Below are 14,454 nucleotides of genomic sequence, written 5' to 3' on the forward strand. Positions count from 1 at the left end.
ACTGAGAATGCCCAAACCGGTAAAGACACGACAATCCGGATTCACATACAGGATGAAGAGGGTAAGCCGGTCGACGAATTTGATATTAATCATGAAAAGCTGCTGCATCTCATCGTGGTCAGCAAAGACTTGTCTTATTTCAACCATATTCATCCCGAATACAAGGGCCAAGGTGAGTATGAGATTACGAACGCTTTCCCGTCGGGCGGCGAATATAAATTGATTGCCGATTACGTTCCGACTGGAGGAAGCAAGACGACTCAAACCAACTGGATTCAGATTGAAGGGGCTGCTGCACAACAGGCTGCACTTTCACCGGATAAGCGGCATTCCAAAATTGTTGATGGAGTAGAAGTAATGCTTCAGAACGATCACCCGCAGGCGGGTAAGGATTTTGAGTTGAGCTTCAAGCTTACGGATGCTGAAACAAAAGATCCGTTAACGGATTTGCAACCGTATTTGGGCGCAGTAGGTCATGTGGTCGTTCTTAGCGAGGATACCGAGGATTATCTTCATGTTCACCCGATTGACGAGAAAGCAAAAGGACCTGAAGCTAAATTTATTACGAACTTCCCGGACAAAGGCGTATATAAAATCTGGGGACAATTTCAACGAAACGGGAAAGTATTCACTGTTCCGTTTGTAGTCGAAGTTGAGTAAACGGATAAGAGCCTTGTATGTGCATCCGCGGTTCCGAGGAGACCACTCGCAGGTGGTCTTCTTTTTTGGAAAATATATATACCTTAGGGGAGTATAGTATAAGTGCTCAAGATGACAACGAGGGAGGAGGTCTTGCAATGATTACAGGTATCGCCGCCTTACTCACCATGTTGTTTGGGGGATTGGTTGTCCATGATACGGCAAGCAGGAAAGAGTGGATCGGCGCGGGAGTTTCGTCATGTCTCACGGTTGCTGTTATTGCTGTTTTATTTAATGCATAGGTAAAATTTGCTTAAAGCCGCGTACCGTAGACATCAACGATGATAAAATTGCATTTACAGACAGCGGTTCCCCGATCTCGGTTCAGAGCATTACTTTGGGCCACGGGATTCGTACCGAATTAAGGGTGGTGGAGCACGATGATATTTGAGAAAAGTACCGAACAACACTGGCCTATTGAGCTCCGGATTCATAATTCGAACCCTTATTTCAACAAAGTATCCAAAGACAAGGAAGAGTTCACGGCAGAAGAAATTCTGGAAGAGATACGCAATGCCGCTGAGGTTGGAGCAGAAAGATATTTGATCCGGGATGGCGAGCGATATGTAGGAATCATTGAATTTCTTATGACGAATCCGAATGACGGCAAAACCTGGCTGGGTTTGCTTGTAATCGATCAGGCGTATCAATCCCAAGGGTATGGAGCGCGATCGCTGCAGAGATTCTATGAAATCATGAAAGAGAGAAACGTGGAATCTTTCCGTATTGGTGTTCTTAAGGACAACGAACCGGCTCATCAATTTTGGAACAACCAGGGCTTTGAGCCATTGGAAGGGGAGAGGTCGATAGAGGGCAAGCAAGCCGTCATATATGAAAAGAAACTCCCCACAACCACAGGCTGAAGGTGAATACTACTTTGGTCTAGGTTCGGATTCTGGCTGCGGTCCGATTTGATTCCATAATGTATGGGGTATGATGGGAATATTGCAAATAGCTGCAGCATCTGATCCGCAAAAATACATTTATACATACATATAAAAAAATTGGAATGGGAAAGAGGGAAACCATTATGCTGTCCGTTATTCGCTTCAGCATGCGAAACACCGTAGCGATATTTATGATTGTCGCTCTGCTTGTTGCAGGGGGCTTCTATGCGATCAATGGGATGAAAATGGAGAAATACCCTGATGTCGATATACCCTACCTGCACATGAGGATCATTTATCCGGGCGCTTCGCCCGAGCAGGTCATGAACGACATCGGCGAGCCGCTGGAACAAGAGCTGGCCAATGTCAAAGGCAAGATCAATATGTATACCGGTGCGAACCCGAACGTATTTTGGTCGACACTGCAATTCGGGATGTCGGTTGATATGGACGATGCCGAACAACTGATGCGTGATGCCGTGGCCAAGGTTGAGCTGCCTGATTCCGCCGGCGAACCATTGTTCCAGAAGGAACGAATGGATCCGGAAGTTTATCAATTAGCCGTCTATGGCGGTACACAGCTGCAAGTGCAGCAATACGTCGACGAGACGTTGAGACCGGCTATCCGAAGCGTGCCGGGTATCGAAGAGATCAACATTCGCGGTGAAGCCGACCGGAAGCTTTACATACGGCTGCGCCCGGAGGCGCTGCTGGAGAACCGGTTGTCGTACGATCAAGTGAAGCAGCTGATCGCTGCGAACAACCTATCCATTCCGATCGGCGATTTGGACACCGCGGATCAAACGCTGCCAATCCGTGCAGGCAAGACATTCAAATCGGCAGATGATGTGAAAAATACACCGTTGCTCGCCCAGGTTGCCGCCTCGAATGCCCGAACGGCGGGGCTGCCACAGGTCAAATGCTGAAGCTGGGCGACATTGCTGATGTGGCATACGAAGCGCCGGCCGCTACTTTTACCCGAATGAACGGTGAACCTGCATTGCTCGTCTCCGTTGTTCCGAAAGCCGGCGAGGATGCCGTGTCCATCGCCAAGCAGGTGAAGCAAGAAATCGGCAAAACACCGCTCCCTGCGGGACTTAAATCCCAAGTGATGCTGGATCAGGCGGTAGAGATCGAGCATTCGGTAAACAGCATGCTGCGCGAGGTGATGCTTGGGGCGTTAATGGCGGTAGTCGTGACACTGCTGTTCTTGCGAAATGTGCGTTCGACGCTAATCGCCGTCATTTCCATCCCGCTGTCCATGTTTGCCTCATTCATGGTGCTGCAGTACCTCGGCTACACGCTGAACATGATGACCCTCGCCGGCATCGCCGTGGCAATCGGCCGCGTTGTTGACGACTCCATCGTCGTAATCGAAAACATTTTCCGGCGGGTCCGGATGACACACGATCGGAGTTCCGATCTCGTAGAGCAGGGAACCCGTGAAGTATCTGCGGCGATTACCTCTTCAACGCTGACGACCGTGGCGGTATTCCTTCCGCTCGCCTTCGTGCCTGGTATAGTCGGTAAGTTTTTCGTGCCGCTTGCCTGGACGATCGTCATCTCTCTGTTGTTTTCACTGCTCGTGGCCGTTTCTGTCGTTCCGCTCATGTCGCGGCTCTCCTTGCTGCGCCTGAAGCACACCGAACCTCGCGAGAACCGTCTGCAGAGGTCTTACCGAGGAGCACTCCGCTGGGCGCTGGCCCACCGTTTGCTCACACTCGGCCTTGCGGTCGTGCTGCTCCTCGGCAGTGCAGCACTCGTGCCTACGCTCGGCTTTAACTTCCTGCCGTCGGAACAGGTGAAAACTTACAACATCACCGTGAAAATGCCGATCGGCACTGCCGTTGCCAAAACGAACGAATCCGCAAAGCAGATCGAATCGATACTGAAAAGCCGCAGTGAAGTCGACCGGGTCGGTACGTACGTCGGCGGTGAAACTGCAAACCTTTCTTTTACCGTGAATGATAGCAACAAAGACACAGAACCGCTGGCCAAAGACCTACGCGAACAATTCAAACAAGTGGCCGGCCCCCGCGAAGTGACGCTTGCCGGAGTAGGCGGAATACACGTAGGCAATGAAATGGAAATCATCGTGAACGGACCGAACGCAGAGAAGATTAAGGAAGCAGGCACGCAAATGGTAGCCGCGCTGAAAAACATCGAAGGTCTAGCCGATGTTCGGAACTCCGCGGAAGGTGAGAAGCCTGAGATCGCAGTAGACTTTGACGACGCCAAATTGGCTTCCCATGGTTTGACGCCTGCGAGCGTCTCGATCGCGCTCCACAACATTGTTGAAGGCAGCACGATCGGCAAGGCGCAGATCCAAGGTAAGACAACGGATATGATTTTATCGACGCAAATGGGAGCTGCTCCTTCGCTGGAAACACTGCAGGAGCAAACGATCCCAAGCCCGCTCGGTACGCTTGTCCCGCTGAAAGAGATTGGCACTGTTAAACAGGTGGTCAACCCGACCACGATCTCGCATTATAACCAGGCGGAGTATTTGCAGGTAAGGGGCACGATTACGGACACCAATTCCGGTAAAGTTACAGCAGATGCCGAAAAAGCGCTTCGCGCATTGAAGCTGCCGGACGGGGTAACCTGGGAGTCACAGGGCGCATCCAAGGAAATGAACGAAGGATTTATCAACATGGGCATAGCGCTTGGTATTAGTGTTTTTCTCGTCTACATGGTGATGCTGCTTGCGTTCGGCGAATGGAAGCTGCCGATCGTCATACTAGTGGCGATTCCTTTCTCCGTCATCGGTGCGGTAGCCGGGCTGTTCCTCGTCGGCGAGCCCGTCGGCATGCCGGCGATGATCGGCCTGCTGATGCTGAACGGGATCGTCGTCACCAACGCAATCGTGCTGCTCGAACGCGTCCGTTCGAACATGAGCCGCGGCCTTTCGAAGCACGACGCACTGCTCGAAGCCGGCGTTACACGGGTACGCCCGATTCTCATGACCGCAATCGCAACGATCGGCGCTCTTCTGCCGCTGGCGCTGTCGACAGAAGCCGGTCTCGTCTCGCGGGCACTTGCAGTGGTGGTCATCGGAGGTCTGACCACATCGACATTCCTCACGCTGCTCATCGTGCCGGTGCTGTACAGCCTCGTCACGCGCGAGAAAAGTAAGGATGCGTCGAAGGCGTCTTCCGTGGCGGCATAGTTGCAACGAAAAAAGCGCCAACGTCCGGTCTCATCCGGAAGTTGGCGCTTTCTATATTGGTGCCTGCACCAGTTTATATTGCGGCTTCTGCTTTTGCGGGGGCGTGGGATTGCATTTGACCGGAATCTCGATGGAATGAGGCATGGATCCCGAAAAGCAGTATCGCAATAAAAGCTGCAGCCGCTGCCATTAACAATACGTTCCGAACGCCATCGCGATCATACAACGTGCCCAGCATGAAAGGCCCGCTCAGTCGCCCGACTGTGCCTATTGACCCCACAATCCCAAGATAAAAGGGGGAATATTTGCCCGCCTTTTCCGTAATAAACGCCGGGACCGTTGGAGCAATCAACATTTCACCGAAAGTTGTGATCACCATACCCGCGACCATCATTCCATAGCTTTGGGACAGAAGAATAAGCGCAAAACCCGCAGCATAACAGATGGAGCTTGCAATGAGCTGCTCAGGTAAGCTTTTTGAAATAAACTTCTTCATTAATGACAGCAACGGTTGACCGGCTAAAATAATAATTCCGTTAATCGTCCAAAGTAGGCTGTACGCCGCCATACCCGATCCCTGTTCATCCAGATGTGGAGCAATTCCGGAGTTCCACACCGAGGTGGAGAACCAGATCAGCATCGATCCTATGGCCATAAATAAATATAACTTTACGTTTAATAGAAGCTGCCACGCGCTTTTTTCATAAGCGGTTTTTCCCGCAATGGCCTGTAAAGAGGATTTCTGTACTTGCGAGTCGGATGTCATAAAAATACAGCAGAAGCAGGCGAATGCAAGCGTGGCGAGTCCGTTGGCCAGAAAATTTGCCGTGAAACTAAATAAACCGGCAAGTAATCCGGCAATCGATGTACCGATAGCCATGCCGACGTTATTGCCTACGTAGATAAGGTTAAAGAGCTCACGGCGCTGTTCTTTCCAACGAAAACCCATGTATGCTTGAATTGCCGGCATTGAAATGGCATTGAGAAAACCAATCGCCATCATCGTCCCAATATACCAATACCAGCCGGAGACTCCAATGAGTGAAATCTGCGCAATGGCTCCTGACATTAAAGCACCCACAATCAAGTGCTTTGCTCCGATACGATAATATAGAGCTCCGCCTGCAACTTGTCCGATTATCGATGCCACTGACTGGCAAAGAAGGACCAGTCCTGCTTCGCCATAAGATCGGCCCAATACATTATGAACATAAAGCGTTGTCAGCGGCCACATGAATGAGCTTCCTAATGAATTGATCAAGCTGGCGCCGACAAAGTACCACGACTGACGGGGATATTTATTCACCATCACAGATACATTCATTTAAGACACCCGCTCTCTCTGGACCAACTGAGTAAGCTGCAAGAACGAATTAAGCACCCAGTGGATGCGGTCTTCGATCTCATGACCTCCTTCGTAACCGGTCTGCTCCAACTGAAACCTCTGCCGCTGCGAACCCCCGATCGATAACCACTCCGGGCAATTGATGCCATGAAGGTTGCGGACTATTGCCTGCATTTGCTGTAAGGAGCTTACTCCGACCGCACCTCCGGCCGAACTGACCGAAAGCACCGGCTTGCCGCTGAAATGTTGCTGTCCAAGATGGTCGAGCGTATTTTTTAAAACTCCGGAAATGCCCCCGTGGTACTCCGGTGTTGCTAATACAATTCCATCCGCCAGCAGCATCGAGTTTTTCAGTTCGGCAACACCTGCATGATCTGCGGAGGAATCATCGGGGCAGTAGAAAGGCAAGGGTGTGTGGTATAGATCGAAAAACTTAACATCGTGACCTTTATGTTTGAGGAGTCGTTCCGCATATTTAGCCAACTGGGTACTTGTCGACGCTTTGTGGTTGCTTCCCGTTACGATAGTAATGTTCATGTCAATCATTCCTCCATGTTGTCGTGCTTGATTGACTCTATCGTAACTTGCCGGCCGTATCCGCGCGTCGGAGGCCGGTATGATTTTTGTGAATGACTATGTTCAACCTTTGTCTGAATACTTCTACGACTTTGGTATGAGATTTCGCGGAGCTGATGGTCAGATACTACCTAGATGGTTCTTCGTCCGGTATGATAGAAGAACAGAGTATAAAGGGGATCGGGAAAATGAGCATGGAACCGCGGATTCAAGAGCTTGTTACTCTCAAAACAATTGCCGAGACGCTTAACCAATCGAATGAGCTTTCCCCGATGTTGGACACGGTGCTTGAGAAGCTTCTTGATCTTACCGGACTATCCGCGGGTTGGATTTTCTTGACGGACGGCCCGCCGGATTATGTATGCGTAGCGGATCATCGTCTTCCGCCGGGGCTTCTGCACGATAACAAGCGGCCGATGAGCTGCGGCTCTTGCTGGTGCATGGACAGGTATTGGGATGGCCGATTAAAGAATGCGGTCAATATACTGAACTGCAAGCGGTTAGAGGAAGCAGTGGAACACCGGTGGGGCGATACACGCGGAATAACGCATCATGCTACCGTACCGCTACGCTCCGGTGACAGGCGGATCGGCATATTAAATGTTGCAGCTCCGGGAAAGCAGCATTTCAAGGAGGAAGAGCTTGCGCTGCTTCAGGCAGTTGCGTTCCAGATCGGCAGCGCTGTTGAAAGGATGCGGCTGTATGCGGATGAGCAGCGGCGAGCCAATCTGTTCGCCCGTGTCGGTGAGTTTAGCCGGCTGCTCGGAACGAACATGGGTACAAGCATGGAACAAGCAGACCTAGCTGAGCGCGTAGTGGAGTTAATAGGTGAGAATTTCGATTGGCCTTTCGTGGCGCTGCTGGAATCTGTCGGAAGTGATTTCCAGCCGCGCGCGGTGTATTCGGCCGGCGAAACCTCGACACCTTACTCGCCGGTTCCACATTCTTCGGCTCATTGGCTGGAGAAAGCAGTTAGCGAAAGACGTGTTGTTCCGGCGGACGCGTCGGAAGCCTCTGCTTTGACAGGCGGTGATTTCCGGCTGGAGGAGGCTGGGGCTATTTTGGCGTCCGCATCCGCGGCGCCGATCCCGTTCAGTGGAGCATCTAATAGTATTCTGGTTATTGGCAGCGAGAAGGCAGGCGAGCGAAGCCGGGTCGACTGTGAAGTGCTCGAGGCGCTCGCAGAGCATGTCGCGGTTGCTTTCGAGAGCGCAAGGATTGACGAATATAATCGGGAGCTGGCAAGGTGGGAAGAGCGTAACCGGCTTGCGCGCGATTTGCACGATTCGGTCAGTCAAATGTTATTCTCGCTTTCCATGACAGCGAAAGGTACGGAAGCTTTGCTCAAAGGTACAGATGTGGACTCGGCCCTTACAGCTGTTCGCGACATGCAATCACTATCGCAAAGCGCATTGAAGGAAATGCGTTCGCTTATCATGCAGCTTCGGCCGGTTGGACTCGAAGCCGGCCTGGTAACCTCTTTGAAAGCGTATGGAGAGAAGCTGGGTTTACGTGTGCTGCCGAAGATGGACGGGATCCGTGAGCTGCCGCGTGCTGTTGAGGAGGCTCTGTGGCGGATAGGGCAGGAGGCGCTCAACAACGTAGTCAAGCATTCAGGCACCGGCGAGGCTGCGGTTTCACTTCAGCTCAGCGATACAGCGGCTGTAATGCGTATTTCCGATAATGGCAGAGGATTGGTAGAGCACACAGCTGCCCGGAGACCGTCGTCCATTGGTCTGAGTACGATGCGTGAACGAACGGAAAAGCTTGGCGGCAAGTTTACGTTGACCAGTACATTTGGGAATGGCACAGTCGTAGAAGTTTTAATTCCGCTTCAACTACCAAGCTCGAGGTGACCGTATAATGACAATTAGATTGCTGCTCGCTGATGATCATGCAATGGTACGCAAGGGGCTGCAGGTTTTTCTTGCGACACAACCGGATTTGGAGCTGGTCGGTGAAGCAGCAAGCGGGCAGGAAGTACTCGATAAGGCTGCCCAGTTATCTCCTGACGTGATACTGATGGATTTGAATATGCCGATCCTCAATGGCATAGAAGCGACGAAGAGACTCAAACTCTCTCAACCCGACGTGAAAGTCATTGTTTTAACTTCATTTTCCGATCAGGATCATGTGCTGCCGGCGATTCGTGCAGGTGCCAAAGGATATTTGCTGAAGGACGTGGAGCCGGAGGATCTTGTTCGTGCGATCCGAAGGGTGCATCAAGGGCTCGTTGAATTGCATCCTGAAGCGGCAAGCCAACTGATGAGTATCATGGCTGACCCGGAGCAAGAAGCGATGAACGTTCCCGGCGCTTCATCATTGCCGGAGTTAACAAAGAGGGAGCTGGATGTGCTTCGGTTGATCGCATCCGGAAAGAGCAATAAAGAGATCGGAGAGTTGCTCTTCATATCCGAGACAACAGTCAAAACTCATGTGACGCATTTGCTTGATAAACTGGGTTTGTCCGACCGCACGCAGGCTGCGATCTATGCCGTGAAGCATGGAATGGATGTTTAGTAAAAGGAAGACCGCCAAATCTACCCCTCAGGAATACCGGATAGGACAGAAGAGGGGATGACGCAATTCCGCCGGGAAGAAATAGTTGCATAACTGTTCGATGTTTTTATCACACAGGAGGCTGAAGCATGCTTATTGGAGCAATCGAAGCGGGTGGTACAAAGTTTATATGCGGAGTGGGCAATGAGACAGGGGTTATTGAAGAACGGGTCAGCTTTCCTACCGAGCATCCGGAGAGGACGCTGGGTAACGTCATCGATTATTTCCGGGGAAAGCAGCTGGATGCGATGGGGATCGGATCTTTCGGCCCGATCGATGTCGATCCTAAGAGCCGCTTCTACGGCTGCGTAACCACAACGCCCAAGGCGGGCTGGTCGTGGTTTCCCTTTTTGGATTCGCTTAAACAAGTGTTTGATGTTCCCTTCGGATGGGACACCGACGTGAACACCGCCGCGTTGGGCGAAGCCACATGGGGGGCGGCACAAGGCTTGGGCAGCTGCATTTATTATACGATCGGTACCGGAGTCGGCGCAGGAGTTTACGCGGAGGGAAGGCTGGTTCATGGTCTTGTGCATCCGGAAGCCGGGCATGTGTTAACCCGGCGCCATAAGGATGATCATTTCGCAGGCGCCTGTCCTTACCACGGGGATTGCCTGGAAGGAATGGCTGCCGGTCCTGCAATTGAAAAGCGATGGAACTTGAAAGGCAGCGAGCTTCCTGCAGATCATCCGGCATGGGAGATGGAGGCTTATTATATCGGACAGGCTGTAACCGGTGCGATCTTGATGCTGTCACCGAAGAAAGTCATTCTGGGCGGTGGCGTTATGCACCAGAAACAGCTGTTCCCGATGATCCGCAAGGAAGTACAAACCCAGTTAAACGGATATGTCAGCGCAGAACAGATTGTTAACCATATCGAAGACTATATCGTTCCGCCTGGATTAGGCGACAATGCCGGTCTGTGCGGTGCTTTGGCGCTCGGATTGAAGGCTGCTAACACAGATTAACGGGAAAATCCTACGCAAACTTATTGACTTGACCCTGCTCAGAACAATTAACTGGAAAACCTGCCGAAAATAGAGTTAATTAATCGCATTTTAGTGTTGAGATCACCAATTACATGGAGGATTTCCAGTTAAACTTTTGTATAATCCGGTTGGGGGGAAATTAGCGGGAGAATTTCCATCAAGTTGTGCACCCCGAAAGGTTGATGACGACTTCCGCACCCTATTTCAGAGGCGCCCAGCGCCTCTTTTTTAGCGTTGTTAAAGGTTCATCAAACCTTCATAAGGGTAAGAAAACGTAGCAACACATTACGAAGGCGTATGCCTGTACATCCCTGTAAGGCCCGATGAAATAAGCGGACCGCGAGGTTCAGCACAAACTTTTGGGAGGTAATAAGGATGGATGACAACAAAAAAATTGTCGGTGTGTTTGACACGCAAGAAGGCGCGGTAAGAGCAATCGAAGACTTGAAACGGCAAGGCTTCACTTCAGACGAGATATCCGTTGTAGGTAAAAATACAGACGAAATCAACGAAGTAACGGATGAAACGGGAACCAAGGCGCCTGAGACAGCAGCAGCCGGCGCAGCAACAGGCGGTTTGCTTGGCGGCGCGGCAGGCTTGCTTGCAGGATTAGGCTTGCTGGCTATCCCGGGCGTCGGTCCGATCCTCGCAGCGGGCCCTATCGCGGCAACGTTGACCGGTGCTGCTGTGGGCGCAGGCGCCGGCGGAATCGTCGGCGGATTGATCGGACTTGGAATTCCTGAGGACGAAGCAAGGGAATACGGCGATTACGTCGACAACGGCAAAATCCTTGTCATGGTAGATGCCGACGCCAATCGCAACCGTGGAGTGTTCGATACGTTCCGCACCAACAACTCGCTCAACTCCAGCAGATACGACACCATGTACGGCGCAGGAACTTACGACCGGACATAAGCGTTAAGTAAAAAAAGGATGGCACTCGCCATCCTTTTTTATTTTGCCATCTATGACGATGCAGCCGCATCTCTCAACGTTTTCCAATCCGCCAGCTGTTTCTCCAAACTCTCGATGAGCTTGTCGACATCCGTCACAAGCTGCTCTCTTTCCGCTGCAGGCGTGCGTTCAATAGACTCCGTATATTCCACAGACAAGGGTGTATGTACAGTTACAGCGCTTAATAAACGATGCAGCTCCTCCACGATTGTTCGCTCGGTCACCTTGACGGCTTCCTTGACCGATGTCTTTGTCTGCTTGGCAGGTGCCTCAGTCTCCGCAGCTTTTGCCCGTTCGGCTTTATTATGTTTATATACGGACCAAGTCTCGAGCAGATCATGACCGGATTTATATAAAAGCTTGCTTTTCGTCCCGTCCGAAATGTCTTTATCCTTGAATAAGCTGCAGATCTTTTTGACATCGCTTACCGGCATTCCATCTCTAGCCATAATCAATGCCAGTGAGTCCCGGTGCTCCATCGGCAGATCTTTAAGCGGCATTAACTGGTCTTCCGTTAATTTGCCCTCCCGAATCTCCGTCCCGCCGACAATCAGCTGTTTCACCGCATTGCTGAATTTGAGCAGATCGCATTTGTTCTTGATATAAGCTTCCGGCTTACCCAGCTTGCCGGACAGATATTTGGTCGAGCTGCTGAACTTCGGATCATTCAAAAGCTTGTAAAACGCCTCCGCTTCCTCAAGCGGCGAAAAGCCTTCCCTCGTAAGATTCTCGGCAATTTGCTCCAGATAGATCTCAAGCTCGTCCGTTACCGTGGAAACGATACAAGGGATCGTTGGGCGCCCAAGCATTTTGGATGCTTTGTATCTTCGGTTACCGTAAATAATTTTATATCGGCCGTTCTCCGTGGTTCTTACTTTAATAGGAGAGAGCAGGCCGACCTCCTCGATGCTCTTCATTAACTCCTGCAGCGCGTCTTCATCAAATTGATATCTGGGTTGACCTGTATCTTCATCAATCAAACCGGTTTGAATTTCAATAATATCCATATCAGTTCTCCTATCTTTCTATAAAAAGCTGTTTATACGATAGCAGGAACATTATGTATTATATAACAGCATTGTATTGATGGGAATCTTCCCGGATCGGCGATTGCCCAATATTGGATGAAACGGGAATGCGGGTAATACGTATGAGGTTTATAAAAATTCCGTTATGGTATATAAATAGAAACAGTGACATGCATAGGGGGACGCCATTACATGCCAGGCATAAAAATCGTTACCGACTCCACTACGGACCTTCCGAAGGAAATACTGGACCAATACAACATTGAAGTCATCCCGCTTACCGTCTACGTGAATGGCGAGACTTATGAAGATAACGTGACCATCTCACCGCTGGCTTTCATTGATAAAATGAGAGAAGCGCAGGATATCCCCAAAACGTCGCAGCCTTCCATAGGTGTATTCGTGGATACGTATGACCGACTCGGGGCGAATGGAGACACCATTCTTTCAATTCATATGACGAGCGGTATGAGCGGTACCTACAACACCGCTTGCGCGGCGGCGGAGATGTCTGCGAGCAACGTGCAGGTGATCGACTCGCAAATGATTTCTCAGGCGCTGGGCTTTCAAGTTATTGAAGCCGCACAAATGGCAGAGGAAGGCCACTCTGTGGAATCCATCATCCGCCGCATTAAACAGGTTCTGGACTTCACTTCCTTATATGTGGTTGTTGAAAAGCTCGACAATCTGATTAAAGGAGGACGTATCGGCAAAGCCGCCGGTTGGATCGGAACTGTCCTGAGCATCAAACCGATCGCCATGCTGGAGAAAGGGGTATACACGCCGGTGGCGAGAGTGCGCACTTACTCGCAGATCGTCAAAACCTTGATTGAGCGTTTCGAACAAGACATCAAGGGGAAAATGATACGCGGCATCGGCATTTCTCACGCGGATAACCTGACTTTGGCGCAACGGCTGCAGCAGGAAATCGCGCGATTCACCGATGTTCCGGTTCGCATTCGTCCCGCCACACCGGTGATTACAACGCATACCGGCCCGGGAGCGATCGGTTTTATGTATTACGCAGAATAAATTCAGCTTCTGCCCTGTATCGGAGACAGTCCGATGCAGGGCTTTTTTGTGGATATTGGGCAATATATTACCAAACGAGTTATGAGGTGCTGCCTTGATACAGTTTATTGACGTAACGAAAAAATACCATGACGGAACGGTCGCATTAAAAGGGATCAACCTGGAAATCAAGCAGGGCGAGCTGGTGACGCTCATTGGGCCAAGCGGATGCGGAAAAACGACGACGATGAAAATGATCAACCGTTTGGTGGAGCCTAGCGGCGGACGCATACTTGTCGATGGCAAAGACATATCCAAAATCAATCCCGTTGAGCTGCGCAGAAATGTCGGTTATGTGATTCAGCACATCGGTCTGTTTCCGCATATGACGATCAAAGATAACGTTGCGATTGTACCGAAGCTGAAAAAGATGAACCGCGCGGAATACGACAAAAGGATCGACGAATTGATGGAGATGGTCGGGCTTGATCCCAGCCAATACGCCGATCGATACCCCTCCGAACTAAGCGGAGGCCAGCAGCAGAGAATCGGCGTTATTCGTGCATTGGCGGCGGAGCCGCCGATCATTCTCATGGACGAGCCGTTCAGCGCACTGGATCCGATCAGCCGTGAGCAGCTTCAGGATGAGTTGATCCGGCTGCAGGAGGAAGTGAAAAAGACCATTGTATTCGTTTCCCATGATATGGATGAGGCGCTGAAAATCGCCGACCGTATCGTTCTGATGAAGGCCGGGGAAATTGTGCAGATGGATACGCCCGACCGCATGATAAGGCGTCCTATAAACGACTTCGTTCGTACCTTTATCGGCGAGAACCGGTTGAACGAGTCTGAGAATCTGTCGGTTGATGACGTTATGCTCCACAATCCGGTCACCGTCTTCCAGACGAGAGGATTGGCTCACGGGGCGAAGCTGATGAAGCAGCACCGGGTCAACAGCTTGCTTGTAACGGATAGGAATCGAATATTAAAGGGAATTGTGACAAAAGAGATGCTTGAGGAAAGCTATCACAACGAGGATCTGTCTCTGCAGGAGATCATGAAATCCGATATCCGCACCATCCCCGTCGGGTCGGATGTAGGTGAGGCCGTGGATTTGATGAAGCAGTATGGCTTCAGCACACTTCCCGTGGTTCATCACAATGGACAGCTGGCGGGGCTGATCACCAACTCAAGCTTGATCGACGCACTGCTTAAGCAAATGTAAACGGAGGTACGC

13 protein-coding genes are annotated in these 14,454 nt (G+C 51.0%); 10 read left to right on the forward strand and 3 right to left on the reverse strand.

Annotated elements, in window-relative coordinates; genetic code table 11:
* The first annotated feature begins 797 nt into the window (after positions 1-797).
* The 4 genes from SD71_RS23900 (at position 798) to SD71_RS07460 (ending at position 4,755) form a co-directional block, all read left to right on the forward strand.
* Positions 798-941: a hypothetical protein gene (locus SD71_RS23900; protein ID WP_161793354.1), complete on the forward strand. Its 144-nt coding sequence runs from the start codon at positions 798-800 to the stop codon at positions 939-941.
* Between the two features lie 138 nt (positions 942-1,079).
* Positions 1,080-1,562 carry a GNAT family N-acetyltransferase gene (locus tag SD71_RS07450; RefSeq protein WP_041061693.1) on the forward strand — a complete coding sequence of 161 codons (483 nt, stop codon included), beginning with the start codon at positions 1,080-1,082 and terminating at the stop codon, positions 1,560-1,562.
* A gap of 167 nt (positions 1,563-1,729) precedes the next feature.
* Positions 1,730-2,512 (forward strand): efflux RND transporter permease subunit, encoded by a 783-nt coding sequence (locus tag SD71_RS25505; RefSeq protein ID WP_041061695.1) that lies wholly within the window; start codon positions 1,730-1,732, stop codon positions 2,510-2,512.
* On the forward strand, positions 2,506-4,755 hold the full coding sequence (locus SD71_RS07460; RefSeq protein WP_052476059.1) for an efflux RND transporter permease subunit: 2,250 nt from the start codon (positions 2,506-2,508) through the stop codon (positions 4,753-4,755). Before SD71_RS25505 ends, SD71_RS07460 begins: the two co-directional genes overlap by 7 nt.
* 73 nt (positions 4,756-4,828) lie before the next feature.
* On the opposite strand, the gene SD71_RS07465 is transcribed toward SD71_RS07460, so the two are convergent.
* Positions 4,829-6,079: an MFS transporter gene (locus SD71_RS07465; RefSeq protein WP_041061698.1), complete on the reverse strand. Its 1,251-nt coding sequence runs from the start codon at positions 6,077-6,079 to the stop codon at positions 4,829-4,831.
* Positions 6,080-6,637, reverse strand: coding sequence for an NADPH-dependent FMN reductase (locus SD71_RS07470; protein WP_041061700.1), 558 nt, complete (start codon positions 6,635-6,637; stop codon positions 6,080-6,082).
* Positions 6,638-6,864: 227 nt separating this feature from the next.
* On the opposite strand from SD71_RS07470, the gene SD71_RS07475 reads away from it, so the two are divergent.
* The 4 genes from SD71_RS07475 (at position 6,865) to SD71_RS07490 (ending at position 11,139) form a co-directional block, all read left to right on the forward strand.
* Complete coding sequence (locus SD71_RS07475) at positions 6,865-8,532, forward strand: GAF domain-containing sensor histidine kinase (RefSeq protein ID WP_041061702.1); 1,668 nt, start codon at positions 6,865-6,867, stop codon at positions 8,530-8,532.
* 7 nt (positions 8,533-8,539) lie between these two features.
* Positions 8,540-9,196, forward strand: coding sequence for a response regulator (locus SD71_RS07480; protein ID WP_041061705.1), 657 nt, complete (start codon positions 8,540-8,542; stop codon positions 9,194-9,196).
* 128 nt (positions 9,197-9,324) lie between these two features.
* Entirely contained in the window at positions 9,325-10,203 is an 879-nt protein-coding gene (locus SD71_RS07485) for an ROK family protein (protein ID WP_041061707.1), read from the forward strand.
* A 396-nt stretch (positions 10,204-10,599) separates the two neighbouring features.
* Positions 10,600-11,139 carry a general stress protein gene (locus tag SD71_RS07490; RefSeq protein WP_041061709.1) on the forward strand — a complete coding sequence of 180 codons (540 nt, stop codon included), beginning with the start codon at positions 10,600-10,602 and terminating at the stop codon, positions 11,137-11,139.
* 50 nt (positions 11,140-11,189) lie between these two features.
* Here SD71_RS07490 and SD71_RS07495 read toward each other — a convergent pair whose 3' ends face one another.
* Positions 11,190-12,185 (reverse strand): ParB/RepB/Spo0J family partition protein, encoded by a 996-nt coding sequence (locus tag SD71_RS07495; RefSeq protein ID WP_041061711.1) that lies wholly within the window; start codon positions 12,183-12,185, stop codon positions 11,190-11,192.
* 213 nt (positions 12,186-12,398) lie between these two features.
* Between SD71_RS07495 and SD71_RS07500 the strand changes: the two genes are divergently transcribed.
* Together SD71_RS07500 and SD71_RS07505 are read left to right on the forward strand one after the other, a co-directional pair.
* The gene (locus SD71_RS07500) at positions 12,399-13,238 is read left to right on the forward strand and encodes a DegV family protein (RefSeq protein ID WP_041061713.1); all 840 of its coding nucleotides are present in this window, start codon (positions 12,399-12,401) and stop codon (positions 13,236-13,238) included.
* 94 nt (positions 13,239-13,332) lie between these two features.
* Complete coding sequence (locus tag SD71_RS07505; protein WP_041061715.1) at positions 13,333-14,442, forward strand: ABC transporter ATP-binding protein; 1,110 nt, start codon at positions 13,333-13,335, stop codon at positions 14,440-14,442.
* Positions 14,443-14,454: the final 12 nt, after the last annotated feature.

The organism is Cohnella kolymensis, assembly GCF_000829465.1.
Classification (GTDB): Bacteria; Bacillota; Bacilli; order Paenibacillales; family Paenibacillaceae; genus Cohnella; species Cohnella kolymensis.